General features: G+C 37.0%; 25 protein-coding genes. 15 read left to right on the plus strand and 10 right to left on the minus strand.

Annotated elements, in window-relative coordinates:
* The first annotated feature begins 44 nt into the window (after nt 1–44).
* Both ORI89_RS10650 and ORI89_RS10655 read left to right on the plus strand, forming a co-directional pair.
* Entirely contained in the window at nt 45–383 is a 339-nt protein-coding gene (locus ORI89_RS10650; RefSeq protein ID WP_268230462.1) for a Dabb family protein, read from the plus strand.
* A 6-nt stretch (nt 384–389) separates the two neighbouring features.
* The gene (locus tag ORI89_RS10655; protein WP_268230463.1) at nt 390–1,457 is read left to right on the plus strand and encodes a family 43 glycosylhydrolase; all 1,068 of its coding nucleotides are present in this window, start codon (nt 390–392) and stop codon (nt 1,455–1,457) included.
* A gap of 90 nt (nt 1,458–1,547) precedes the next feature.
* Here ORI89_RS10655 and ORI89_RS10660 read toward each other — a convergent pair whose 3' ends face one another.
* The 6 genes from ORI89_RS10660 to ORI89_RS10685 form a co-directional block, all read right to left on the minus strand.
* Nucleotides 1,548–2,678: a cysteine desulfurase family protein gene (locus ORI89_RS10660; protein WP_268230464.1), complete on the minus strand. Its 1,131-nt coding sequence runs from the start codon at nt 2,676–2,678 to the stop codon at nt 1,548–1,550.
* Between the two features lie 13 nt (nt 2,679–2,691).
* Nucleotides 2,692–4,317, minus strand: coding sequence for an apolipoprotein N-acyltransferase (gene lnt / locus ORI89_RS10665; RefSeq protein WP_268230465.1), 1,626 nt, complete (start codon nt 4,315–4,317; stop codon nt 2,692–2,694).
* A gap of 6 nt (nt 4,318–4,323) precedes the next feature.
* Complete coding sequence (locus ORI89_RS10670; protein WP_268230466.1) at nt 4,324–5,019, minus strand: PH domain-containing protein; 696 nt, start codon at nt 5,017–5,019, stop codon at nt 4,324–4,326.
* Between the two features lie 64 nt (nt 5,020–5,083).
* Nucleotides 5,084–5,767, minus strand: coding sequence for a 16S rRNA (cytidine(1402)-2'-O)-methyltransferase (gene rsmI, locus ORI89_RS10675; protein WP_268230467.1), 684 nt, complete (start codon nt 5,765–5,767; stop codon nt 5,084–5,086).
* A 327-nt stretch (nt 5,768–6,094) separates the two neighbouring features.
* The gene (locus ORI89_RS10680; protein WP_268230468.1) at nt 6,095–6,403 is read right to left on the minus strand and encodes a hypothetical protein; all 309 of its coding nucleotides are present in this window, start codon (nt 6,401–6,403) and stop codon (nt 6,095–6,097) included.
* A gap of 193 nt (nt 6,404–6,596) precedes the next feature.
* Entirely contained in the window at nt 6,597–6,845 is a 249-nt protein-coding gene (locus ORI89_RS10685; RefSeq protein ID WP_268230469.1) for a hypothetical protein, read from the minus strand.
* A 488-nt stretch (nt 6,846–7,333) separates the two neighbouring features.
* Here ORI89_RS10685 and serS point away from each other — a divergent pair, with 488 nt between their 5' ends.
* Nucleotides 7,334–8,605 carry a serine--tRNA ligase gene (gene serS / locus ORI89_RS10690; RefSeq protein WP_268230470.1) on the plus strand — a complete coding sequence of 424 codons (1,272 nt, stop codon included), beginning with the start codon at nt 7,334–7,336 and terminating at the stop codon, nt 8,603–8,605.
* 105 nt (nt 8,606–8,710) lie between these two features.
* Here serS and ORI89_RS10695 read toward each other — a convergent pair whose 3' ends face one another.
* The 3 genes from ORI89_RS10695 to ORI89_RS10705 all read right to left on the minus strand — a co-directional run bounded on the left by ORI89_RS10695 (nt 8,711) and on the right by ORI89_RS10705 (nt 12,019).
* A complete protein-coding gene (locus ORI89_RS10695) occupies nt 8,711–9,427 on the minus strand; it encodes a class I SAM-dependent methyltransferase (RefSeq protein WP_268230471.1) in 717 nt (238 codons plus the stop codon).
* The gene (gene pncB / locus ORI89_RS10700) at nt 9,427–10,599 is read right to left on the minus strand and encodes a nicotinate phosphoribosyltransferase (protein WP_268230472.1); all 1,173 of its coding nucleotides are present in this window, start codon (nt 10,597–10,599) and stop codon (nt 9,427–9,429) included. The genes ORI89_RS10695 and pncB overlap by 1 nt, the downstream gene beginning before the upstream one ends.
* A 148-nt stretch (nt 10,600–10,747) precedes the next feature.
* A complete protein-coding gene (locus tag ORI89_RS10705; protein ID WP_268230473.1) occupies nt 10,748–12,019 on the minus strand; it encodes a DUF6600 domain-containing protein in 1,272 nt (423 codons plus the stop codon).
* Between the two features lie 258 nt (nt 12,020–12,277).
* Between ORI89_RS10705 and ORI89_RS10710 the strand changes: the two genes are divergently transcribed.
* From ORI89_RS10710 to ORI89_RS10730, 5 genes are read left to right on the plus strand one after another with little or no spacing between them, the layout of a single operon-like run.
* The gene (locus ORI89_RS10710; RefSeq protein ID WP_268230474.1) at nt 12,278–13,036 is read left to right on the plus strand and encodes an MlaE family ABC transporter permease; all 759 of its coding nucleotides are present in this window, start codon (nt 12,278–12,280) and stop codon (nt 13,034–13,036) included.
* A gap of 8 nt (nt 13,037–13,044) precedes the next feature.
* A complete protein-coding gene (locus ORI89_RS10715; RefSeq protein WP_268230475.1) occupies nt 13,045–13,818 on the plus strand; it encodes an ABC transporter ATP-binding protein in 774 nt (257 codons plus the stop codon).
* Nucleotides 13,819–13,824: 6 nt separating this feature from the next.
* Entirely contained in the window at nt 13,825–14,820 is a 996-nt protein-coding gene (locus tag ORI89_RS10720; RefSeq protein WP_268230476.1) for an MlaD family protein, read from the plus strand.
* Between the two features lie 28 nt (nt 14,821–14,848).
* Nucleotides 14,849–15,541, plus strand: a complete 693-nt coding sequence (locus ORI89_RS10725) for an RluA family pseudouridine synthase (protein ID WP_268230477.1) — start codon at nt 14,849–14,851, stop codon at nt 15,539–15,541.
* 47 nt (nt 15,542–15,588) lie between these two features.
* On the plus strand, nt 15,589–15,861 hold the full coding sequence (locus tag ORI89_RS10730; protein ID WP_268230478.1) for a hypothetical protein: 273 nt from the start codon (nt 15,589–15,591) through the stop codon (nt 15,859–15,861).
* Between the two features lie 113 nt (nt 15,862–15,974).
* On the opposite strand, the gene ORI89_RS10735 is transcribed toward ORI89_RS10730, so the two are convergent.
* Entirely contained in the window at nt 15,975–16,262 is a 288-nt protein-coding gene (locus ORI89_RS10735) for a DUF4286 family protein (protein ID WP_268230479.1), read from the minus strand.
* A gap of 131 nt (nt 16,263–16,393) precedes the next feature.
* Between ORI89_RS10735 and ORI89_RS10740 the strand changes: the two genes are divergently transcribed.
* From ORI89_RS10740 to ORI89_RS10770, 7 genes are all read left to right on the plus strand, one after another.
* On the plus strand, nt 16,394–18,286 hold the full coding sequence (locus ORI89_RS10740; RefSeq protein ID WP_268230480.1) for an alpha/beta hydrolase family protein: 1,893 nt from the start codon (nt 16,394–16,396) through the stop codon (nt 18,284–18,286).
* Between the two features lie 2 nt (nt 18,287–18,288).
* A complete protein-coding gene (locus ORI89_RS10745) occupies nt 18,289–19,962 on the plus strand; it encodes a sensor histidine kinase (RefSeq protein WP_268230481.1) in 1,674 nt (557 codons plus the stop codon).
* Nucleotides 19,963–19,971: 9 nt separating this feature from the next.
* On the plus strand, nt 19,972–20,670 hold the full coding sequence (locus ORI89_RS10750) for a response regulator transcription factor (RefSeq protein ID WP_268230482.1): 699 nt from the start codon (nt 19,972–19,974) through the stop codon (nt 20,668–20,670).
* Between the two features lie 133 nt (nt 20,671–20,803).
* Nucleotides 20,804–21,277 (plus strand): transcription elongation factor GreA, encoded by a 474-nt coding sequence (gene greA, locus ORI89_RS10755; RefSeq protein ID WP_268230483.1) that lies wholly within the window; start codon nt 20,804–20,806, stop codon nt 21,275–21,277.
* A gap of 129 nt (nt 21,278–21,406) precedes the next feature.
* On the plus strand, nt 21,407–21,817 hold the full coding sequence (locus tag ORI89_RS10760) for an HIT family protein (protein WP_268230484.1): 411 nt from the start codon (nt 21,407–21,409) through the stop codon (nt 21,815–21,817).
* Nucleotides 21,818–21,872: 55 nt separating this feature from the next.
* Nucleotides 21,873–22,517 (plus strand): DedA family protein, encoded by a 645-nt coding sequence (locus tag ORI89_RS10765; RefSeq protein ID WP_268230485.1) that lies wholly within the window; start codon nt 21,873–21,875, stop codon nt 22,515–22,517.
* 8 nt (nt 22,518–22,525) lie between these two features.
* Nucleotides 22,526–23,068: an inorganic diphosphatase gene (locus tag ORI89_RS10770; protein WP_268230486.1), complete on the plus strand. Its 543-nt coding sequence runs from the start codon at nt 22,526–22,528 to the stop codon at nt 23,066–23,068.
* Nucleotides 23,069–23,071 lie beyond the last annotated feature (3 nt).

The following is a 23,071-nucleotide window of genomic DNA, read 5'->3' on the forward strand; positions in this document are numbered from 1 at the left end:
GTGTATTATTGATAATTTTTTTTACAATTTATAATTATAGTTCTATGGCATCACAGCCCATCATAAATAAGGAAGGAGAGCTTCTTAGACACGTGGTCCTGCTAAAATTTAAAGATACCTCTTCTGAAGAACAGGTAAAGGAAGTAGAAGAAGCTTTCCGCAAATTGCCGAGTCAGATAAAAGAAATTGTTGGTTTTGAATGGGGAATAAATAATAGCCCAGAAGGACAAGACCAGGGGTTCACACACCTATTCTTTGTTAGTTTTGAAACGGAAGAGGATAGGGATACTTATTTGCCTCATCCGGCACATAAAGCTTTTGTTGATGTCTTAAAACCTCATTTGGACAAGGTCTTAGTAATTGATTATTGGGCAAAAACATAAAATTATATGCATTTTATTGTTAAAAGTACCATCATCCTTATTATTACATTGTCTCTGTTTGGATGTGCAAATTCTCAGAAATGGAAAAAAGAAATAAGTAACTATTCAAACCCTGTTTTTGAACCTATTTTGGCAGACCCTACAGTTGTTAAAGATCCTTCTACAGGATGTTTTTACGCTTATGGTACTCAAGATGATTGGGGAGACGGGCAAGGAAGCCGTTTAGTTCCTATTTTAAAATCTAGAAATTTAGTTAATTGGGAGGTAGTAGGAGAGGCTTTTTTAACTAAACCTAAATGGAAGCGACAAGGGGGAATTTGGGCTCCTGATGTGGTATATGTTGGTGGAAAGTATATGTTGTATTATGCTTACTCGACTTGGGGAGATAGTAACCCAGGCATCGGTGTAGCGGTGTCGTCTGAACCTGAGGGACCTTTTACCGATAGAGGAAAGCTTTTTGATAGTGAAGAAGTAGGGGTTCCGAATTCGATAGATCCTTTTTATTTTCAGGACAATGAAAGCAAATACTTGTTTTGGGGAAGTTTTAGTAATCTGTTTAATCAGGGAACATATGGAATACCTTTAGATGATCTTGGTTTAAACGTCGTGGATTTAAGTGACAAATTTAAAGTAGCAGCAGGAGATTTTGAAGCCGTAGTTATACATAAAAGACAAGGTTATTATTATTTTTTAGGATCAAAAGGTACATGTTGTGAGGGAGAAAAGAGTACTTATCATGTAATGGTTGCACGATCTAAAAGCTTGAAAGGTCCGTATTTGGATAAAGAGGGACAGGATATAGCAGAGCCAGGAAATGGTTCTTTGCTATTAAAGAAAAATAAAAAATTTGTTGGAGTAGGTCATACTTCGAGAATTATTACAGATGATGATGGTGATGACTGGATTTTATATCATGGTATAGATAGCAATAGAGGGAAAGTGAATAGTGGTGCGAGCCGACGCGTACTACTTTTAGACAAAATTATATGGGAAGATGGGTGGCCTAAAATTAGTGATGAAACTCCCAGTACAACAGCATTTAAAGCACCCTATTTTAAAAGTCGAAAAAAGTAGTAAGCTGCATTTTAAACGCAGTTATATATAAAAGGTTTTAGAAACTGTTAGAGTGTAATGTTTAGTTATGAGAATAGTCAGAGCTTTGTCCTATTTTTTACAAAGCTCTGCTATTTTCGCCACTACATAATCGATTTCTTCTTTTGTATTATACTTACTGAATGAAAAGCGAACAGAAGGTCTGGGAGAATCGCCGTTAACGGCCTGCAAAACATGACTGCCAATATCAGAACCAGAGCTACAGGCACTGCCTCCCGAAACAGAGATACCTGCAATATCTAGACTGAATAATAGCATGTCCGCAATTTCTGTGCAGGGAAGTGAAACATTTAATACTGTATACAAGGAGTTATCAGCATCCGCACATCCATTAAAGCTTACATCAGCTATTTTTGCTTGCAGTTCGGACTTCATATATTCTTTTAAACCTTGTATGTATGTTTGATGTTCATCCATATGGTCATAAGCTATTTCCAAAGCTTTCGCTAAGCCAACGATACCGTACACGTTTTCTGTGCCACCCCGCATATTTCTCTCTTGTGCACCGCCATAGATAAAAGGATTAATTTTATTTCGACCGTTAATATATAAGAAACCAACACCTTTAGGACCGTGAAATTTATGTGCAGAACCTGTTAGAAAATCAATGTTTAGTTCTGAAACATCATGTCTATAATGCCCCATGGTCTGTACAGTGTCTGTATGAAAGACAGCATCGTGTGCTCTGCATATTTCAGCAATGCGTTTGATGTCTGTAAGGTTGCCAATTTCGTTGTTAGCATGCATCAATGAAACTAAAGTCCGGGGATTATCTTTTAGAATGTCTTCTAATTGTTCAATGTCAATATCCCCATTTGCCCCAACACGTAACAAGTCTAAGTGTATCTGCCCACGTTTTTGAAGGTCCTCCAATGTATGCAGTACAGCATGATGCTCTATAGGGGAGCTAATGACATGCGTTATCTGTAAGTCAATGATCGAGCGGGCTATAGCCATATTATCGGCTTCTGTACCACTGGAAGTGAAAAATATTTCTGAAGGGGATGCCTTTAGCAAACTTGCTACCTTTTTTCTTGCTTTTTCAACAAGTGTCTTCACTTGCCTTCCGTGTGCATGTATTGATGAAGGGTTACCAAAATCTTGTTGCATACTTTCCATCATGACCTGAATAACTTCAGGATCTAAAGGAGTAGTAGCTGCATTATCTAAATATACTTGCATACTGCAAAATTAATTAAAGCAAATTTGATTTCTTTCTTTTTGGGACACTTATAAAGAATAAAGCCAATAAACTTCCCGCAAAACCTAAATAAACAAACAAATCACCGTTCTTCGTGTAAAATGTAAGTTCTTCATTTAGATTGATTTCCTGTAAACGTGCATCGGGTTGCCACCATTCTGTTTTTTGCACAATATCGCCCCGCTGATTGATAAATCCCGAAATCCCGGTGTTTGCAGAACGCGCCACCCAGCGTCTATTTTCTATCGCTCTCAATTTGGCATATTGTAAATGTTGATCTTTTCCCGAAGTGTTACCCCACCACCCGTCATTAGTCACTATTGCAATAAATTGGGCTCCTTTTGTAACATAATCTGCAACATAGTTTCCCCAGATAGACTCATAACAGATAACTGGTGCTGCGCCAATGCCACTTTGTGCATAAAATACGGAAGGCTCCTCTTGCTTGCCGTAGCCACCTGTAGTACCCCCGAAATGTGCAAAAACCGGTTTTAAAAAACTTAAAGTTTCCCCAAATGGCATTTGTTCTACCCCGGGTACGAGTTTAGATTTATGATAAAATTGCACTTTGCTCGATCGGTCGATTAAAACAGCTGCATTAAAATTATCCATGTAACCGATATTGCCCCATTGGCGCGCTGTTCCTGTTTTTGGCTCGTCGTAAATTAAATGGCTTTCGATACCGGACAAGACATTCCCATTTTTATATTGATCTAAGAAGCTAGCAACTCTATCGTATATCGGATGTGAACGAAAATCTTCCTCGTTGATACCCGTCGGAGAAGATAAAGCGGTCTCGGGCCATAAGAAAAATTCTGTGTTAGGTTTAGCTACCTTTTCCGATAAGTGAATTAATGTCTCTAATTGCTCTGCAGGGCTAATACTGCCAAACTTCTGATAAGGATCAATGTTAGGCTGAACTACAACGACCTCTGAGGGATTAATGTGCTCAACATAAATATTGTAACGAATTAGAGAAGCTGTAATAGGTACGATTAGCACCGTAGCAAGTATAAAGCCTAGTTTTTTATTACTGAAACCTTCCACTTTTTCTTTCTTCTGCCATACCATCAGGAAGATAAGGAGGTTGCTAACCCATATCCATACTGTCCCGCCAAAAACACCTGTTAATTCATACCATTGAACAAGTTGGTGAAAGTTTGCAAATCCATTTCCTAGCGACATCCAGGGGAATGATAGGCTCCACCATTGATGTAAAAACTCATACGATAGCCAAAGGGATATTAAACCGATGAAGCTATACAAAATGCTTTTCTTTTTTCTAAGTTGATAGTAAAGCCTAAAAACCGTTGCCATCAGTAAAGGGGCTAAACCGAAAGGAATGAGAGCTATTAATATGGAGACGTAACCGGGCAAATAAGCATTCATGGCGTTATAAACCCAATATATTGAACCTGTATTCCAGATGAAAGTACTTAGGAACGCTACGCCGAATATTTTTCGGCCTTTATTAGTATAAGAGCCTCTCATTATATTTTCGATAGCAACCAATAAAGGAACGAATGCTACTAGCAATAGCGGGCTACTATAGGGGATAGGAGGCCAAGCTAAGAGTAGTATAATAGAACTAAGAAAAGCTAATAGATAATTGTTCTTCACGATTGTCTACAATTGAGATAATAATTCCGATTTTTTACTTTCGTATTCAGCCTGTGTAATCAGCTGCCTGTCGTATAAGTTTTTTAACTTTTTTAGTCGTTGTGTAAGCTCATCATCTTCGTTTTGCTCTTGCTCTACTTCAATAGCTTGGTCGTTTAGAAGTTGCATTTTTTCTTCTTCGGGTGGAAGAATTTCGAAAGTCGGCTCGATTACCTCCTCAACTTCTATCGTTTCAGAAGTTACGTCAGGTTTTATAGTCTCTGTTAATATGGATGTGTGAATCTCTGTCACAATATTACCTGTCGTGAGTGGTTTGTTGACATTCTCTAAAGCATCTTTAATAAGCTGATATAGTTTTCGGGCCTGTACTTTAGGTATGTAGTCTATCGTGAGGTTCTCTCCTCTGAACGGGATAACGGTAACTTTAGAACCAAATATTTCCTCTTTGAAAGAAATGTCTTTAATGTCATTCCACGTGAAAATCTCAAAATTTGTTGCTAATCCAAGTTTGGTAAACTCGCAGAGGAACAGTCTTTTATTGCTGACTGCAATGCTGTCTGGAAGAAGTGTTACAGCGGGTTTCTTTTGTAAAGAAATATATTGGATATATTCATCGGCCGTCAGCATGTCCACAATCTTATTATGTATCTTTTCCAGGACTTTTGGATCTTGGCCGTCTTGAAGAAATTTATCAATATTCATATCTAACTTATACTAAAAATCTATCAATAATAATTTATTGTTCTAAAATACTCAAAAAGGATTGTTAATCTTTTTTTCGCTCATCGGGTAAACCTGCGACACAGAAAACAAACTCTCCCTTAATAGGGTGGTTCTCGTAGTGCTGTTTAAGATCGAATAGTGTACCCCTTACATTCTCTTCAAATACTTTACTTATTTCCCGCGAAATAGAAGCTTCCCTATCCGAACCAAAATACGTGATTAATTCGTCTATCGTTTTTAATATTCGATGCGGCGATTCATAAAAGATCATTGTTCTTTTTTCCTCTGCCAATTGTTTTAATCGGGTTTGCCTACCTTTTTTTACAGGGAGGAAGCCTTCAAAACAAAATCTATCGTTTGGTAGCCCAGAGTTTATCAATGCAGGGACAAAAGCTGTAGCACCTGGTAAGCATTGTACTTCTAACCCTTCTGCTAATACTGAGCGTACCAATAGAAAGCCAGGGTCTGATATTGCCGGGGTGCCTGCGTCAGATATTAAGGCGATTTTTTGCCCTTCTTTTAAGAATTTTATAATCTCAGCAACAGCTTTATGTTCATTGTGCTGGTGGTGGGCAAACATTTTTTTTTCTATTCCAAAATGCTTTAACATAGGAGCACTGGTTCGGGTATCCTCTGCTAAGATAAGATCGACCTCTTTTAAAATTCGAACAGCTCGAAATGTCATGTCCTCCAAGTTGCCAATGGGCGTAGGTACTAAATAAAGCATACCCAAAGGTAATATATTTTAATTAAAACCTGTAAGGAAGAATGAAGAGTAAAAGGGGGAATTTAGGGGAAAATAGGGGGAAAGGGATAAGCTTTGAAAGCTAATCTTCAAAGCTTATGTAATCGTCGCCATCGTAAGCGAGTTCCAGTAAATCTGTGTACTGATCTTGTTCAAATAATTCTAAATCTTTAATCATATGTTATTATTTTAATTTTTGTTATTACAAATATAAATGCATCCTATAAATCCATTATTAAATCGACGTTAATAAATTGTTAAGGGTTTTCAATATACGGATATGTTTCGATATATACAAGCTTTATTTTGTTATTCCCAGTCGACTTCTTGTATATTTATCTTTTTTATTATTTTTTTTTCTTTTTCCTGATGCTCATAGTGGTTTATAGTGCTTTCTATGATAGAAACTGCTTCGAAAATGTCTGCGGCAAAGTATAGACGGTTATTTGAAAGAAAATCTTTTTTTGAGTTTTTCTCGTAAAGAGAGTATTGACATGTTCCTAAAATGAACAATAGCGAATTATTTAGTCCGTCAAAACTAAATGCGGCCCTAGTTTTCGTTTTTGTAGAATCGTGCGTTATGTAGAGTGGCGGTGTTTTTACGATTCCTACTGTCATTTCTGCGATATTTATTGTTATGGCATAAAATTGAAGTCGTATTTGGCTTGCACGATTCGGTTTATTATGTAAGTCGCTTAGGTTATTATCCGGTAACTTTATAAAAGTTTTTTTTAAGTCGTTATCATATATGATAGACGGTTTCCAAAACATGATTGAGTCAAAAGATCGTCTATTGTTTAGTTTAAAATTATTAAATAGGGATAGATTCCCTTTTTCTATTACCTAATTTACTAGTAATATCAGTTTGTAAGATTTTGGTTGTTTTCTTTAACAAACGATTGTAGCAATCGCGGTCTACCTGTCTTTGTAATATGTCTTTGAGCGTATTATAAATTAATGCAGTAAGACGGTTTGCGTAGGCGAAGTCTTTTCCTGCAGATTTGCTATTCTTACTCAAGTTGTGCGTTTTTTCCGAGGTTTTATTTTCTTTTTTACTCATACTGCTTTTGTTTTAGTATGTTTGTTATAACGATCTGAATAGCTGTAATATATCAATTAATTTCTACTTCTTATAACCTTAGATATCCGTGAAAGTCCGTGAATATGCGTGAAAGTCCGTGAAAGTCCGTTAAAGTCCGCTGTTCATGGGGCTTACTCCATCCATAACCCGTGTTTATCTTCTTCTTATCTGGGGGCATCCCGTTATTTATGCGCGTGGCTTTCCGTTGTGTGTTGGATGGCTTTCGATGAAATGAGAAGGCATAATTGACGCTTTACTAGATTTTAATCATTAGAAGTGTGGTCGTACTGTTAAAATTTGTCGATTGTCTATGGAGTTTCTTTGCTTAAAAATAGATTCAAGTTATGGCTAGTGAAAACGGGAAGAAGTGGGCTTTATCTAGGTATAATATGTTGGTATTATGGATTAAAATAGAGGTATTTCGTTTACACTTGCTATATTTGCGTATCTAAAATAATTATTCATTTATGTTACAATTAAATTATATCCGTGAAAATAGAGATGCGGTAATTGAACGTTTGACAGTTAAGAATTTTAACGAGGTCTCGCTTATTGATGATTTAATTCAATTAGACGAGTCGCGTCGTAAAATTCAAAATGAGTCGGACGCAATTGCTGCTGAAGCCAATGCTGCTGCTAAGCAAATTGGCGATTTGATGCGCCAAGGTAAGAGAGAAGAAGCCGAAGCTATCAAATCCAAATCGTCTGGGTATAAAGAGCAGGTGAAGTTATTGACTGATAAATTGTCTCAGATTGAGCAGGAGTTACAAGATAAAATTGTGCAGGTGCCTAATTTGCCGCATAGCTCTGTTCCTATTGGTATGACAGCAGAGGATAATGAAGTAGTTTTGGAAGATGGTGCTGTGCCTGTCTTGAGTGAACGTGCTTTACCACATTGGGAGTTACTTGCGAAATATGATATTGTAGATTTAGAGCTTGGTGTTAAAGTTACGGGAGCGGGTTTTCCAGTATATAAAGGGAAAGGTGCGCGTTTGCAGCGAGCTTTGATTAATTACTTTTTGGATCAAGCAGCCGAAGGGGGATACATGGAGGTTCAAGTGCCGATTTTAGTTAATGAGTCTTCTGCTTTTGCTACCGGACAGTTGCCAGATAAAGAAGGGCAGATGTATCATGTTGGGGGGGATGATTTGTATCTTATTCCGACAGCGGAGGTGCCAGTAACGAATCTGTACCGTGATAGTATCGTTAAGGAGGATCAGTTTCCTATTAAGCATTGTGCTTATACGCCTTGTTTCCGTCGTGAAGCAGGTTCGTACGGTGCTCATGTTCGGGGGTTAAATAGGCTGCATCAATTTGATAAGGTGGAAACTGTACAGATTGTCCACCCTGAGAAGTCATATGAGGTACTGGAGGAGATGAGTGTTTATGTACAGGGGTTATTGAAAAGTTTAGAACTACCTTATCGAGTTTTGCGTTTATGTGGAGGTGATATGAGTTTTACCTCTGCGCTAACGTATGATATGGAGGTGTTCAGTGCGGCCCAAGAACGCTGGTTGGAGGTGTCGTCTGTATCTAACTTTGAGACTTATCAGTCAAACCGTTTGAAGGTGCGTTTTAAAAATGAAGAAGGTAAAATGCAACTTGCACATACGTTGAACGGTTCAGCTTTGGCATTACCACGTATTGTTGCCTGTATTTTAGAAAATAATCAAACGGATAAGGGGATACGGATTCCTAAGGTATTGGTGCCTTACACCGGTTTTGAATATATTGACTAGTAATTTTATTATGTATATAATGATAAAAGCGAAGGGCACATGCCTTTCGCTTTTATTTTATCCAGAGGGATTCAATTTTTTTTATTCTTTTTAATCGAATTTATTTTATAAGGACTGTTGATTTTTTCTTGGTTCCATCCGAACAAGGTACTGATCGTTGTCATCTTCATATAAAACCTGAACGACCCAATTTTCTTCGTGTGCTATTTTTATGAGTTCTTTTTGCGCAATGTATATCCAGTTGAAAGGTTCGCCAAAGTTTCCTTTATATTCGTATTGGAAATTGATTTGTCCATAATAATGTTGGGGTTTAGTGATGCAGTACTCGTCATAAAGGTAGGCTATGTCTGATGAGTCGAATAAGAGCTGACCATTTTCAGTAAGGAGTGACTTGCTGTGTTGTAATAGTTTCTTAAAGCCGTCGATTGTACCAGCTAATCCTATACCGTTCATTAAAAAAAGTAGGGTATCATATTGTTTGTTTTTTAGCTGAAAAAAGTCTTCCTGTAAGACTTTTTGTACACCCCGTTGTTTCATAATAGTGCAAGCAGATGCAGAGTGTTCGATTGCATCTACTTTAAATCCTTTTTGCTGTAGGTGTAGGCTATGACTACCGACGCCTGCGCCTACATCAAGGATATGCCCGTCGCAAAGTGCCAAGGCAATGTGTTCGAGTTCTGGGAAGTCGTTTTGGTCACGAAAGAAGACTTCGATGGGCATTTCTTCTATATCTCCGTAGCTACTGTGTAAAAGTAATGGTTCTTGGAGTTGATTTAGGGTATGGAAGTCGTATAATGCTTCTCCATATACATCACGTTTCATTAGTTTTTTATTTTTAATATGGTTTTAGCTATAGTAATTTCTTCTAGACTTCCTGTGTTTTTGTTCGGTTCGTCTGAAAGTTTAATTACTTCTGTCCATTCACCGTCATCGGGTTTTGCTTCTGTCATTTTGAGGACTATATTCATTCTTGGTAGACCTACATCATTGGTGAAATCGGTGCCGATACCGAAGGAGTGTCCTATTTTTCCTTCGCAGAATTCTACGATATTTTCGACTTTATCGTAGTCTAGACCATCTGAGAAGATAATTGTTTTTGATTTGGGATCAATACCCTTTTGTTTATAATGATCTATGGTCATTTGTGCAAAAGTTATAGGGTCACCGCTATCGTGTCGGACTCCGTCAAATAATTTTGTCATCATTTTATCGAATTGTTTGAAAAATACTTCCGTAGTGTAGGTGTCGGATAAAGCTATGCCTAAGTCTCCACGATATACTTCTGCCCAATGTTCCAAGCCGAGTAGGTTGGCCATTTTATAACCGTATTTTGCCGCATGAAACATAAACCACTCATGGGCATGTGTGCCTATGGGGGTAGAATCGTACTTCATAGCGAAATGTACGTTGGAAGTTCCGATAAAAGTTTTAGAAGGATGTTCTTTTAGTGTTCTTACAACTAAGTCATGTACTTTGTAAGAATGGCGACGGCGGGTTCCAAAATCTGCGATAGTTATATTGAGTTTGTCATATTTGCTCATTTTATCCTGAACAATCACACAAACTTCAGGATCGTCTACACGTTCTAATTGAACTTCTTCATAGTATAATTCGCAAATAAGTGCCATAATGGGCACTTCCCATAAAATAGTACGATACCAATAGCCATCTATAGTTACGGATAGCATTCCATTATCTTGTGTAATATGTACTTCATCAGGGTCGTATCGATATCCTTCGAGAAAGTCAAGATAGGTGGGGTCTATGTAGGGACATTTTTTGCGTAAGAATTCTTTTTCAGCTTTTGTCAATTTAAGTTCAGCCATTTTGTGAATAGCCTCTTTAAGTTTTTGCTGAAAGTCTGTTGGAAAGACATGGTTTCCCCGATTGATAAATCGGTATTTTGCTTGTGCTTTTGGGAACAATCTGCTTACCGCAAACTGCATGGTGAACTTGTAAAAGTCATTGTCCAGAATAGAGTTTAATTGCGCCATGCTATCTGTTTTATGCTGTTGTTATGAATTGTGAAGGTAATAAATAGTTGCCTTATAATAGATAGGAATCTATGTAAATCGTAGTTTAGTGGTCTAAAACAAAGGGGTGCTTTATCTTAAGATAGAGCACCCCTTTGTTTTAGATATTTTATCTACTTGAAGACCGACTATTGCTTCTTGTGTTTCCTTGAGCGGATGATGATTGGCGTACGCTTGATGAATTGTTATTTCGTTCTATTCTCGAGGTGGTGCCAGAATTCATTGCCGCACTGCTTTCAACTCGTGCCCCTGCTCTTGACGAAGTAACGGAGCTACTACGTTGACTCGCCTGTTGTACGGGTGGGGTCGGTGTGCTTCTATTGCGTTCTATAGTTCTGTTCTGACGAGCGCTGTTGCTTCTCTCCTGTTGCCCACGTTGTGAACGGTTATTTAATTCGGTATTTGTCCGATTCGTCTTGTCTGGAGTTGTGCTTCTACTTTCGTTGGATCTTGTCCGATCATTGTTTATGTTGTTGTTTGTTGTGTTTCGACTGTTTTGTGTTGCTCGTGATGGATTTGTGGTATTATTATTTCGGTTGTTGTTACCCTGTGATACGCGTGATTGATTTGTGCTACTACTTCTGCCATTTGTGCCAGTAGTTGTTCTATTATTTTGATCTATACGGTTCGAAGCTCGGTTCTCAGTACGAGTTGATGTGGTGACGCGTGAGTTGCTTGACTCAGGTCGATATATAGAGACCGAGCGGCTATTTACACGTGATTTTCCAGGACGATTGCTCGACTGCACTGTTCGTACTTCGACACGACGCCCAAGATCCCGTTCAATGTCTCGTCGTTGCGGCCCTCCATAGTAGTGGTTGTTATTTACGATGTATGTATTATTTATTACAGTGGTATGGTTATAAACGTTTCTACGTCCATGATCCCAATGTTTGTACATGTGGCGATCATATATTCTATTTACTGGCAAGAATACCCACAAATTCATGGATACCGAAACGCCCATAGCAGGTGCCATTGGCGCCCACCCATAGTAGCCACCTCCACTACGCCAGTCTACCCAAGCTGGTCCCCATTCATAGCCAGGTATCCAGCCCCATCCTCTATAAGGTGTGTGAACCCATCTGCCATAGTGAAATGGAGCCCATCCCCATGAATAATTTGAAACCCATGTGTTTCCGTATTCAGTCATAGTCCAGTAGCCATTTGTTCCGTAAGGGCGAAAGTCAGCCGATACTCTTGGGTACCATATGTCACCATAGTTATGATCTCTTTCCCAGTATCCGTAGGGACCCAGTTCATGATAAAATAGGTCGAATGAGACATGTCCGTAGGATTGTGCGTAAATGTTTTTGTGCGATAATAGTCCAACAATTACTAAAAGTGTTATGACTAGCGTGTTTGTAAGTTTCTTTTTCATGTCCCTCTTCTTTAATCAATGTTAAACAATCCTGTCTTTGTTATGTAGGACTTCTGTTTCGCAGTAAAGGTTTAATTTATGAGTTGATAATTCATTTTATTATTTGAACTATTGACTTCAATAGTCTATTTTTGATCTTGTTTAAATATTATTCTGGCTTAGGTTTTCTTGAAAAAACATATAAGTTTGTACCTTTGCCCGATATTTTTAGTGTGCGTAGTTATATAATAATCAATATAACTTCATTAAATTGCATAAATGGGAAAGAAAATAGAAAAGCTACTTATCGAGTTTGCTAGAATTCATCGTTTCATGATGAATTTTTTAAGAGAAGTGGTGTCTCCACCCTACGAGTTTCGAGAGATTATTCGTCAATGTTACGAAATTGGTTGGAAATCTTTTCCTTTGATTAGTTTAACGGGATTTATTGTTGGATTTGTTTTTACTAAACAATCGCGTCCTTCTTTGGAAGAGTTTGGTGCTACTTCTATGCTTCCTGCTTTGATTTCTATTGCGATTGTCCGTGCTTTGGCTCCTTTGGTTACAGCGCTTATTGGCTCTGGGAAGGTAGGTTCACAAATTGGGGCGGAACTTAGTTCTATGAATGTTACAGAGCAGATTGATGCCATGGAGGTATCGGGGACTAACCCTGTGAAATATTTGATATCAACTCGTATTTTAGCGACTACCTTTATGATTCCGGTTTTATGTTTTTATGTAGCAGGCATAGGCCTTTTAGGAGGTTTTCTTAGTTTATCTTCTCAGGACGATCTCAGTTTTTTGTCTTTTTTTACGCAGGTATTTGAAGCAATTGGTATAAAAGATATATCGGCAATGGTGATTCGGGCGGTAGTTTTTGGCTTTACCATTGGTTTTGCGAGCTGCTATGTAGGTTATTATTCTTCTAAAGGGACTGAAGGAGTGGGAAAAGCGGCTAATACCGCCGTTGTTTCTTCGATGTTTTTGGTTTTTATTGAGGAGCTACTTATTGTTCAAATTTTATCGTTTTTTGGGTAGTATAGGATATGGAGAAAAATAGAGCGAAAATAAATTTTGACGATGTCGTTATCCACGTGGATAACGTTAGCAAGTCTTTTGGCGATCTGCATATTTTGAGAGATGTTGATCTTAAGCTTTATAATGGTGAGAATTTGGTGGTCTTGGGAAGATCAGGAACAGGGAAATCTGTTCTTATAAAGATGATATCCGGATTGTTAAAACCTGATTCCGGTATTGTTAATGTTCTGGGACAACAAGTCAATTTACTGAATGAGAGAGAGCTGCGTATGTTGAGGCAACGGGTTGGTTTTTCTTTTCAAAACAGTGCGCTTTACGATAGTATGACTGTGCGTGAAAATTTGGAGTTTCCTTTGGTTCGAAATCAACGTAATCTTACGCGGGGAGAAATTGATAAAGAGGTGTCGGAGGTATTGGATAGCGTTGGTCTTTTGCAAGCAATTAATCAGATGCCGTCTGAGCTTTCTGGCGGTCAGCGTAAACGAATCGGTATTGCACGTACTTTGATTCTACGGCCCGACATTATGTTGTATGACGAGCCTACTGCTGGGCTGGATCCGATTACATGCCTAGAGATTAATACGTTGATTAATGAGGTGCAGGAACGTTATCGTACATCTTCTATTGTGATTACGCATGATCTTTCTTGTGCAAAAACTGTAGGTGATCGTATGGTGATTTTATTGGATGGTAAATTTGAAAGACAGGGGTCTTTTGAGGAGATATTTGACACAGATGATGAGCGTGTCAAAGCATTTTATGATTATAACTTTATTACATAAAAAGATATGAGTACAAATGAGAGGAAGCGTACGCTAACTGTTGGGTTATTTGTGTTGATTGGTTTACTGATTTTAGTTGCCGGTATCTTAGTACTGGGCACACAGCAAAATAAATTTAGCAAAAACTTAGTTTTAACTACTTATTTTCATGACGTAAAGGGCTTGAAAGTAGGGAATAATGTTTGGTTTTCGGGTGTCAAAGTGGGGATTGTTAAGGAAATTAAGTTCCAGAGTATTGATGATGTGAAAGTGGTGTTACATATTGAGGAAAAATCAAGTGCTTTTATTCGTAAGGATGCTGTTGCTAAGTTGGGGTCAGATGGTCTAATAGGTAATGCTATTGTAAGTTTGATCGGCGGGACAGATGCTTCTACACCTATTGAGGATGGGGATGTGCTTAAGTCTGTTTCGGGTACGGATACAGAAGCTATGTTTGCTACTTTACAGCGTAATAATGAAAATTTAGTGGAAATTACCAAGAATTTTGCTTTGCTTTCCAAAGACATTGTGGATGGTAAAGGACTTGTAGGTGCACTGATGACAGACTCCAGTATTGTGGAATCATTGAGTAACTCTATGAGTTCGCTGGAAAATATGATGAAGAAAGCTGATCGTGCGAGCAGTAGTTTAGAGGCTATGGTCGCCAAGCTTAATAATGACCAAGGGTTAATTCATGATTTAACGACGGATACGCTTGTGTTTTCAAGCTTAAGAGAGTCTGCTGCTCAATTGCAAGGTGTGACACAAACAGCGACTGCGCTGATGGAAAATCTAAATAAGACTTCCGATCGTTTAAATGCGAAGGATAATGCGATCGGGGTATTGACTAATGATCCTGAAGCTGCTGATGAAATCCGTCAGATACTTAGAAATTTGAATCAAAGTACGGAGAAGCTGGATGAGAATATGAAGGCTATGCAGAGTAATTTCTTGCTGAAGGGGTATTTCAAAAAACAGAATAAATTAAAGACTGCGGAAAAGGAATTATCCGATGGGCAGTAAATTTGTGTTTATTTAGAGACATGTAGGGATGGGAATTAAGGATTCTGATGTTGTATATGAGGATAATCATTATATAGCGGTAAATAAAAGGGCCGGAGATTTAGTTCATGCCGATATTACGGGGGATAAGACGTTGGAGGATATGGTGAAAGAATATTTGGTGAAGAAATATAATAAGCCAAATGATGCGTTCTTAGGTGTTGTACATAGGCTTGATCGTCCTGTTAGTGGCTTGATAATTCTTGCAAAAACGAGTAAGGGTTTGGATCGAATGAATAGGTTATTTCATGACCGGACTGTGGAGAAGACTTATTTGGCTGTAGTTCGTAATCGTCCAGAAAAGATGTCCGGTACATTGAAAAACTGGCTCTTGAGGGATCGTAAGAAGATGGTTACCAAAGCTTATGATAGAGAGGTGAAGAACGGTAGTTTTGCACAATTAGATTATAAGGTTTTGGGAGAGATTGATGGGTATTATCTTCTGCAGGTAAATCCACTTACTGGGAGAACTCATCAAATTCGTTGTCAATTGGCTTATATGAACTGCCCTATTGTTGGTGATAATAAATATGGTTATCCGCGGGGTAGTTTGCGACGTTCAATTTGTTTACACTCTAGATCTTTATCTTTTTTACACCCTATAAAAGATGAACCGATGGAGCTGATTGCAGATTTGCCGAGGGATGGGTTTTGGGAGAAGTTTAATAGGCTTCTAAAATAATTAAAGCTATTTAAGGTTAGCTTGTTAAAAAGTGGTAGTTTTGTTTTATGAACAGGAAATCAATTTTAGTATTACTGGGCTTTTTTAGTCTTTTTATTCTAAATGCAGGTGACGTTTTTGCACAATGTGCTATGTGTTCGCTTAATGCTGAGAACAGCGTTGCTAATGGCAGTACATTAGGGAAAGGGTTAAATGATGGTATTATGTTTCTTTTGGGATTACCTTATTTAATAGCGTTGGTCGTTGGTGTTTTATGGTATAAGAAGTTTAGAAAAAAGAGCGTTAAAAAGGTTTCTCCATTTGGTGAACAGACGTTGTAAGACTTGTATTGCGTTATAGTATATGCGGTGACGTGAAAAATATGACTCTCGAATAATAAAAATAGAGTTTTTTGTATCGCTGTATTGAAAAAAACGAGAAGATTAATTCTCGTTTAGATTGATAGGAAACGCATTTTACTGTCAAAAATAAAAGCTTTCTCAAAATGTTTATTGCCAATATATTCTTGTATTCTTACGAGAACTTCTTGTTGAAAATCTGTGATTTTACTTTCGTTCTCTGTTGTTAATTGAATGCAGTATGTTGACCCCTCGTGAGGAGAATCAAGCATTTTTAGAAAGTTGATATCGTAAGTAATGGATTGAAGTTCATTTTTTAACCAAGCCAAAAGGGCGTCGTGACTGCTGTCGTCTATTATGATAGAAACATTGTATAAAATCATGTGCAAATGTACAAAAAACAATAATAATAATGAGGTTATGCGATATCGTTAAATATTCCTGTAAAATTAAAGTTGCATTACTGTATTATCGTTGAAAAATAACAATATTTGGGTAGATAATAGATAACTGTATGATTAAAAATCTTGTTCGGATCTGTGTGCTGGTTGTTGTGTTTTTTTCTGTTTCATGTGGAGAATCAGATGAAATCGCTGATGTAATGCCCGTAGAGGATTTTTTTGTGAAGTCGGAAAAAAATAGTTTTAAGCTGTCTCCCGATGGTAGTAAGATAGCTTATATCGGCATAGATAATCATTGTAGGAATATTTATGTTTTGGATTTGAGAGATGAGAAAAAATCGAAACAGTTAACTTATCAAGAGGATGTAAACGTTCAGTACTTTTTTTGGACTTCTGACTCTACAATGGTTTACTCAAATTCTTATGCTGCGATTGATAGTGCCCGTATTTTTTCTATTAATATTTTTAATGAAGAAGCGGTTTCTATTTTACCTGCGAGTGATGCGCATCTTCGTTGGGTATATCCGCAGAGGTTATATGAAGATTATTTATTGGCTTCTATCAATGCACGTGATTCAAGTGCGTTTGATTTGTATAAGGTTTTTATAGATGGACGTCCCCCAGAATTATTGACGGAGAATCCTGGCAATGTTATAAATTGGTTTGCCTCTTCTGATGGAGAGGTCAGGCTAGCGGTAACGAGCGATAGTGTTGAAGAAGGTATTTTGTATCGTTCTGCGAATACAGAAGAATTTAAACAGGTTGAGGTGACCGATTATCAAACATTGATTAAACCTTTAGGTTTTGTTAAGGGGTCTGATACTCGGATTTATGCTCTTTCTAACGATGGACGTGATAAATTGGCGGTAGTAGAGTATGATATTTCGAGAGGGGAAGAAACGAAGATGATCTATGGTAATAGCAAGGTAGATATAAGTGATGCGTGGTATTCGGATCATCTGGAGGAGCTGGTGTTTAGTGAACATACGATTGATCGTGTAGAAAAGAATTTTTTTAATAAAAAAATTAAAAATAGTTTTCAAAAACTTGCGGCACATTTTGAGGATCAGGATATCTATGTTTTGAATACGGATACAAGCTTGCGTAATTGGGTAGTAAAGGTAGCTACGGATGTGAATTCAGGGGCTCTCTATCATTATGATTCGAATATAGATTCCGTTAAACTGTTGACGAAAATTAACCCTAAGCTTGATGATAAGCAGTTGGTTAAGAAACAGTCGATTAGTTTTCAGAGTAGAGATGGTCTTGTGGTGAATGGGTATCTGACTTACCCAAAAGGTATGGGAAAACGAAATCTTCCTGTTGTCGTTCTTATACATGATGGTCCGTATTCACGTGATTATATAGAGTTTGAGTCTGAAGTGCAATTTTTAGCGAATAGGGGTTATCTGGTTTTTCAAGTGAATTATCGCGGGTCTGCGGGCTATGGTAAGAAATTTTGGAGTGCAGGGTTTAAAGAGTGGGGAGGAAAAATGCAGTTGGATATTATGGATGGCGTTACTTGGCTTATTCATCAAGGTATAGTTGATAAAAATAGGGTGGCGATAATGGGAAGTGGTTTTGGAGGGTATTCAGCATTGTATGGTGCGACTTATAATTCTTCTTTTTACCGGTGTGCTATATCGATGTCAGGTTATACAAATCTGTTTACCTATTTTAAAGAGATTCCACCTTATAGGCAGCAATTTATCAAGTTGTTTTATCACACCATTGGTAACCCTGACCGTGAGCATGAACTCTTTAAAGCTATTTCACCACTGTTTCATGCCGACCGTGTTCGTGTTCCTATTCTTTTTGCTCAAGGGGGAAGTGATCGGTATAGCTCTTTAACGGATGCAAATCAATTTGTGCAGAAGGTAAAAAACAATAATATACCTATTAAGTATCTTTATAAGGAGGATGAGGGTAGGAGGTTTAGAGATGAAGGAAACCTTATACATTATTATCAAGAGGTGGAGGCTTTCTTGAAAGCATATTTAAAGTAACTATGGCATATAACCAACTAAAATACCGTAAGAATTTTGGACTATTGGTTGCCTATGTTATTCTGGTTACCATTTTGTTCGTTATTGCTATGTCAGCGGGCAGAACAACTATTGTCAATCTTATAGAAACAGAGTTTAATAATAAGAAGGTTGAAGTGTTTGATAAGTCGGTGGAGCCATTTCATGTTTTTTTTAATGAAAAAATACCGGAAATATCTTATTACCAAGGTTTTTTAGATTCAGTTAAAGCGCTTTCTTATGTTAATGATGTAATTCGTAAGAACCCATTTGTGGAAAAGATTTTGTTTTATGACATTACTATCACTAATTCAGATTCTATTGAAGCGGGGATTAAATATAATAATTTGCTTGTATATCCGAAGAGTGTGACTTCTTTTCGTTTAGATGCTGATAATCGACTTATCACGGAGCGTGTTCACTCTGATGAAAGGCGTTATAATATCGAAGACTTTAATAGTATGGTTTTGAAGTTTATCGGTTTTTTAGACCGTGTTACTGAAACGACAAGTCTATCAGATGATGAGATATACAAGGTGTTCTATACGATGAATGCAGGTAAGGTTAGTTATATGAATATTCCGCGTATTGCTGATTTGCTTTCCTATAAAGGCATGATGTCTAATGCAGATAGTCCGGTAGCATTTTATGATCAGGATTTATTTATGTTTTTTATCAACCCTTCAAAGATTAAAATAAATAATGTTCAGCCTAATTTGTATGAAACTATAGATATATTACCGATTGTATCGGGTAGTGTGAGCGACGAGTCAAATTATATGGAAACAGAACTTTTGCTTCCTGGTGCTTTGTCAGATTATAAGTTGCAATTTGTTAGTTCAGAGCGCTTTATTAATAAGGAGGTGGGGCGTCGCTTTTTACCTGTGAGCTTAGCAGTTTCTGTGGTTTATCTTATTTTAATTTTAATTGCGTATCTTATCTATCGAAACGTAATTATCAATGACAAGTTGTTTCGTTTGCAATATGATTTTATTAATAATCTTACACATGAGTTTAAAACTCCAGTAAGTGTTATTAAAATTGCAGGTAATAATATACAAAGTGGTGATAAACTTTCTGTTGATGAGCAGCGCATGTACGGTAGAATTTTAGATCAGGAGGCTGATAAGCTCAATAGTCTGATGAACAAATTGTTGTCATTTGCACAAATTGAGAATAAATCTATAAAACCCAATAGGCAAGAGGTGGATGTGTTGGAGTTTTGTGAGCCAATATTTTCAGCAGTAAAATTAAAATATCCTGATTTTCAATTTACCTACGATATTGACGTGCAAAATGATATGTTTGTTGATAAAACATTATTAGCAAGCGTGTTTCAGAATTTAATAGATAATGCTTATAAATATTCAGAGCCTAATCGTAAAATATTGCATGTTGATATACAACAAAATAAGAAGAATTTTGTTGTTAAATTTAAAGATCAAGGAATTGGTATAAATAAGAAAGAATTTAATAGTATTTTTAAAAAATTTTATAGAGTTAAGAATCAGTTTAATCAACAGGGTAGTATTGGACTAGGATTAGCTTTTTGTAAAGAGATTATAGATTTTATGGGGGGAGAAATAAAAGTCGATAGTACAGTTAATGAAGGGACTACTTTTACGTTGCTTCTTCCCTTGGGACCGAAAAAGAATTAAACTAATGTTATGAATAAAGATATCACAATTGCAGTAGTTGAAGATGATGAAAACTTACGGTTTTTAGTCGCACATCGTTTACTAACAGAGGGATATAAGGTTATTCAAGCTTCTAATGGTGTAGAAGCGGAGGATTTGATACTAGAACAGAAGCCTGAGGTTGTTTTATTGGATTGGATGTTGCCAGGGAAAGAAGGGATAGAAGTTTGCGAAGCTGTCCGCGAAGCGTCATTTGAAAATATTATCATCATGATGACAGCTAAGTCACAGGATGTTGATAAGATTGATGCTTATAGTTATGGTGTGACGGATTATATTACGAAGCCTTTTAATATGGACGTGCTTGTAGCTATGATTGAGAATAAGGTGCGTTTTTTTCTACCTAAAAACAATGATGTTTATTCGTTTGGCACTACAGAGCATCATCCGAATATTCATTCTTTAGTAAGAGATGGTAAAAAGATCGAATTAACAATATTGGAGAATAGAATTTTGCTTTATTTTTTACAGAATGTAGGTAAAGAGATTACGAGGGAAGAGCTGATGGAGGTTGTTTGGGGATATAGTTCGAATGTAAATACACGCACCTTAGATATGCACGTGGTTAGGCTGCGTAAGAAAATAGAGACTAATCCGGATAAGCCGCATTATTTACAGACAGTAAGAGGATTAGGATACAAATTTGTTGATATAGAAGAGGGTATTTAGCCAAATAAAATTTGTTTTTTTGAAAGTTGATTGTTAACTTAGCAATCAACGTACAAGACCATATTGTCCATTGAGGATAGTGTGGTCTTGTATTTTTTTTAGGTTTTTTATATTAAAATAAAGTAAAGAAAATATGGCAGAAGTTACTTATTATACGCAAGAAGGGTTGGATAAATTGAAGCAGGAGTTGCATCAATTAAAGACAGAAGGAAGAGCTGCAATGGCTAAGGCTATTTCCGAAGCTAGGGATAAAGGTGATTTATCGGAGAATGCCGAGTATGATGCTGCAAAAGAAGCACAGGGCTTGCATGAGGCTAAGATTGCAAAGCTTGAAAATGTACTAGCATCGGCACGTTTGATTGATGAATCTACATTAGACACCTCTAAGGTACTGGCATTGTCTTATGTTAAGATAAAGAACAAGAAGAATAATGCTGTGATGACGTATCAGCTGGTTTCTGAAACGGAAGCTGACTTGAAATCGGGGAAAATATCTGTCAAATCACCTATTGCTCAAGGTTTATTGGGTAAATCTGTTGGTGATATTGCAGAGGTAAATGTGCCGGCTGGTATAATGGAGTTTGAAATATTAGAGATTTCAAGGTAGAAATGTTTTAGGTTATGTGCGGTTTTGCCATAACCGCAACATAACTTAAATTAATATAAATTGAGACGGTTGCTTTATCTTGCAACCGTTTTTTTTATATTTGTTTTGATTTCTTATAAATAGATAGATATGTCAACAATATTTTCAAAGATTGTTTCCGGTGAAATTCCTGCCTATAAGGTGGCGGAGAGTAATGATTACTTAGCTTTTTTAGATGTAAATCCACTTCGTGAAGGGCATGTTTTGGTTATTCCGAAAAAAGAGACTGATTATATTTTTGATATCAATGACGATGAATATATGGGGATGTGGGTATTTGCGAAGATCGTATCACAAGGTATAAAGAAAGTATTTCCTTGTCCTAAAGTAGGGGTTGCTGTTGTAGGTTTAGAGGTTGCGCATGCGCATATTCATCTTATTCCTATTGATGCTGTTGATGATATGAACTTCTCTAAGCCCAAATTAAGTCTTTCTCCAGAACGTATGAGTGAGATAGCTGAAGATATTCGTACTGCTATTTCAGCTGTGACACATTCTTAGAATAGATAAAGAAATAGAGATGCTGGTTAGTTTAGCTAACTTATTAAAGTAAAATATGCAAGATTTGTGGCTGTTTTTTCAGCAAATAATGGATCCCGAGTATTTGTTAAGTCACGGGGGGTTCTATATTGTTGTGCTTATTGTTTTTGCTGAAACAGGATTGTTTTTTGGTTTCTTTTTGCCAGGAGATTATCTTTTGTTTTTGGCAGGTCTTTTTTGTGCGCTAGGTAAGATAGATGTCGATATTACAACTATGTATTCTGGGATATTAATAGCGGGTATTTTGGGCAATTTTACCGGTTATTGGTTTGGTTATCGAACGGGGCCGATGTTGTTTAAACGGAAGGATTCTTTATTGTTTAAACGCAAATACGTCATTATGGCGGAAGAGTTTTTTCAAAAATATGGAGGAACAGCCTTAGTGATAGGGAGGTTTGTTCCTATTATTCGTACATTTGCCCCTATATTTGCGGGAGTTGTCAAACTTAATTTTAGAAAATTTGTCATTTATAATGTTACAGGGGCTTTTTTATGGGCTACTTTGTTGACATTAACAGGCTATTTTTTGGGGGTGAAATTTCCGGAAATTATTAATTATGTAGAATATATCATCGTTGCATTGATTGTTATAGCATTTTTACCGATTGCTATTGCATTGCTAAGAAGATGGTTGAAAAATAAAAAAGCAAACAAACAGTAAAATAATTAATGATTAAACAACATCCTTGGCACCAGATAACTCCTGGGAGTGATGTGCCAACTTCAGTAAACGCAATTATTGAAATTACGAGCGGTTCAAAAGGTAAGTACGAAATTGATAAAGAGACAGGTCTTTTGATTCTAGACCGTGTTTTAAGCTCTTCCGTTGTCTATCCGGCAAACTATGGTTTTATTCCACAGACTTATTGTGATGATAAGGATCCTTTGGATATTCTTGTAATATGTTCTGTTGATATTATTCCACTTACTTTGGTTGAGGCTAAGGTTATAGGAGTAATGACTATGGTTGATGGGGGTGAACAGGATGATAAGGTCATTGCTGTTGCTAAGAATGATCCTATTTACAATTATATCAATGATATGGATGAGCTGGCTCCCCATATGATGAAAGAGATTGTTCAGTTCTTTCAAAGTTATAAAGCTCTTGAAGAAAAAACGGTGATTGTAGATGGAATTCATGGACGTGAAAAAGCACAGGAGATACTTTTAGAAAGTATTGAGTTGTACAAAAAGGAATTTGGTAGTAAATAAGCT

This window comes from Sphingobacterium sp. UT-1RO-CII-1 (assembly GCF_026711005.1).
Taxonomy (GTDB): domain Bacteria; phylum Bacteroidota; class Bacteroidia; order Sphingobacteriales; family Sphingobacteriaceae; genus Sphingobacterium.

What these genes read in the sequence shown, in the direction of transcription:
- ORI89_RS10650 (WP_268230462.1), top strand. Translation starts at nt 45, where the DNA reads ATGGCATCACAGCCCATCATAAATAAGGAAGGAGAGCTTCTTAGACAC.
- ORI89_RS10655 (WP_268230463.1), top strand. Translation starts at nt 390, where the DNA reads ATGCATTTTATTGTTAAAAGTACCATCATCCTTATTATTACATTGTCT.
- ORI89_RS10660 (WP_268230464.1), bottom strand. Translation starts at nt 2,678, where the DNA reads ATGCAAGTATATTTAGATAATGCAGCTACTACTCCTTTAGATCCTGAA.
- ORI89_RS10670 (WP_268230466.1), bottom strand. Translation starts at nt 5,019, where the DNA reads ATGAATATTGATAAATTTCTTCAAGACGGCCAAGATCCAAAAGTCCTG.
- rsmI (WP_268230467.1), bottom strand. Translation starts at nt 5,767, where the DNA reads ATGCTTTATTTAGTACCTACGCCCATTGGCAACTTGGAGGACATGACA.
- ORI89_RS10680 (WP_268230468.1), bottom strand. Translation starts at nt 6,403, where the DNA reads ATGACAGTAGGAATCGTAAAAACACCGCCACTCTACATAACGCACGAT.
- ORI89_RS10685 (WP_268230469.1), bottom strand. Translation starts at nt 6,845, where the DNA reads ATGAGTAAAAAAGAAAATAAAACCTCGGAAAAAACGCACAACTTGAGT.
- serS (WP_268230470.1), top strand. Translation starts at nt 7,334, where the DNA reads ATGTTACAATTAAATTATATCCGTGAAAATAGAGATGCGGTAATTGAA.
- ORI89_RS10695 (WP_268230471.1), bottom strand. Translation starts at nt 9,427, where the DNA reads ATGAAACGTGATGTATATGGAGAAGCATTATACGACTTCCATACCCTA.
- pncB (WP_268230472.1), bottom strand. Translation starts at nt 10,599, where the DNA reads ATGGCGCAATTAAACTCTATTCTGGACAATGACTTTTACAAGTTCACC.
- ORI89_RS10705 (WP_268230473.1), bottom strand. Translation starts at nt 12,019, where the DNA reads ATGAAAAAGAAACTTACAAACACGCTAGTCATAACACTTTTAGTAATT.
- ORI89_RS10710 (WP_268230474.1), top strand. Translation starts at nt 12,278, where the DNA reads ATGGGAAAGAAAATAGAAAAGCTACTTATCGAGTTTGCTAGAATTCAT.
- ORI89_RS10715 (WP_268230475.1), top strand. Translation starts at nt 13,045, where the DNA reads ATGGAGAAAAATAGAGCGAAAATAAATTTTGACGATGTCGTTATCCAC.
- ORI89_RS10720 (WP_268230476.1), top strand. Translation starts at nt 13,825, where the DNA reads ATGAGTACAAATGAGAGGAAGCGTACGCTAACTGTTGGGTTATTTGTG.
- ORI89_RS10725 (WP_268230477.1), top strand. Translation starts at nt 14,849, where the DNA reads ATGGGAATTAAGGATTCTGATGTTGTATATGAGGATAATCATTATATA.
- ORI89_RS10730 (WP_268230478.1), top strand. Translation starts at nt 15,589, where the DNA reads ATGAACAGGAAATCAATTTTAGTATTACTGGGCTTTTTTAGTCTTTTT.
- ORI89_RS10735 (WP_268230479.1), bottom strand. Translation starts at nt 16,262, where the DNA reads ATGATTTTATACAATGTTTCTATCATAATAGACGACAGCAGTCACGAC.
- ORI89_RS10740 (WP_268230480.1), top strand. Translation starts at nt 16,394, where the DNA reads ATGATTAAAAATCTTGTTCGGATCTGTGTGCTGGTTGTTGTGTTTTTT.
- ORI89_RS10745 (WP_268230481.1), top strand. Translation starts at nt 18,289, where the DNA reads ATGGCATATAACCAACTAAAATACCGTAAGAATTTTGGACTATTGGTT.
- ORI89_RS10750 (WP_268230482.1), top strand. Translation starts at nt 19,972, where the DNA reads ATGAATAAAGATATCACAATTGCAGTAGTTGAAGATGATGAAAACTTA.
- greA (WP_268230483.1), top strand. Translation starts at nt 20,804, where the DNA reads ATGGCAGAAGTTACTTATTATACGCAAGAAGGGTTGGATAAATTGAAG.
- ORI89_RS10760 (WP_268230484.1), top strand. Translation starts at nt 21,407, where the DNA reads ATGTCAACAATATTTTCAAAGATTGTTTCCGGTGAAATTCCTGCCTAT.
- ORI89_RS10765 (WP_268230485.1), top strand. Translation starts at nt 21,873, where the DNA reads ATGCAAGATTTGTGGCTGTTTTTTCAGCAAATAATGGATCCCGAGTAT.
- ORI89_RS10770 (WP_268230486.1), top strand. Translation starts at nt 22,526, where the DNA reads ATGATTAAACAACATCCTTGGCACCAGATAACTCCTGGGAGTGATGTG.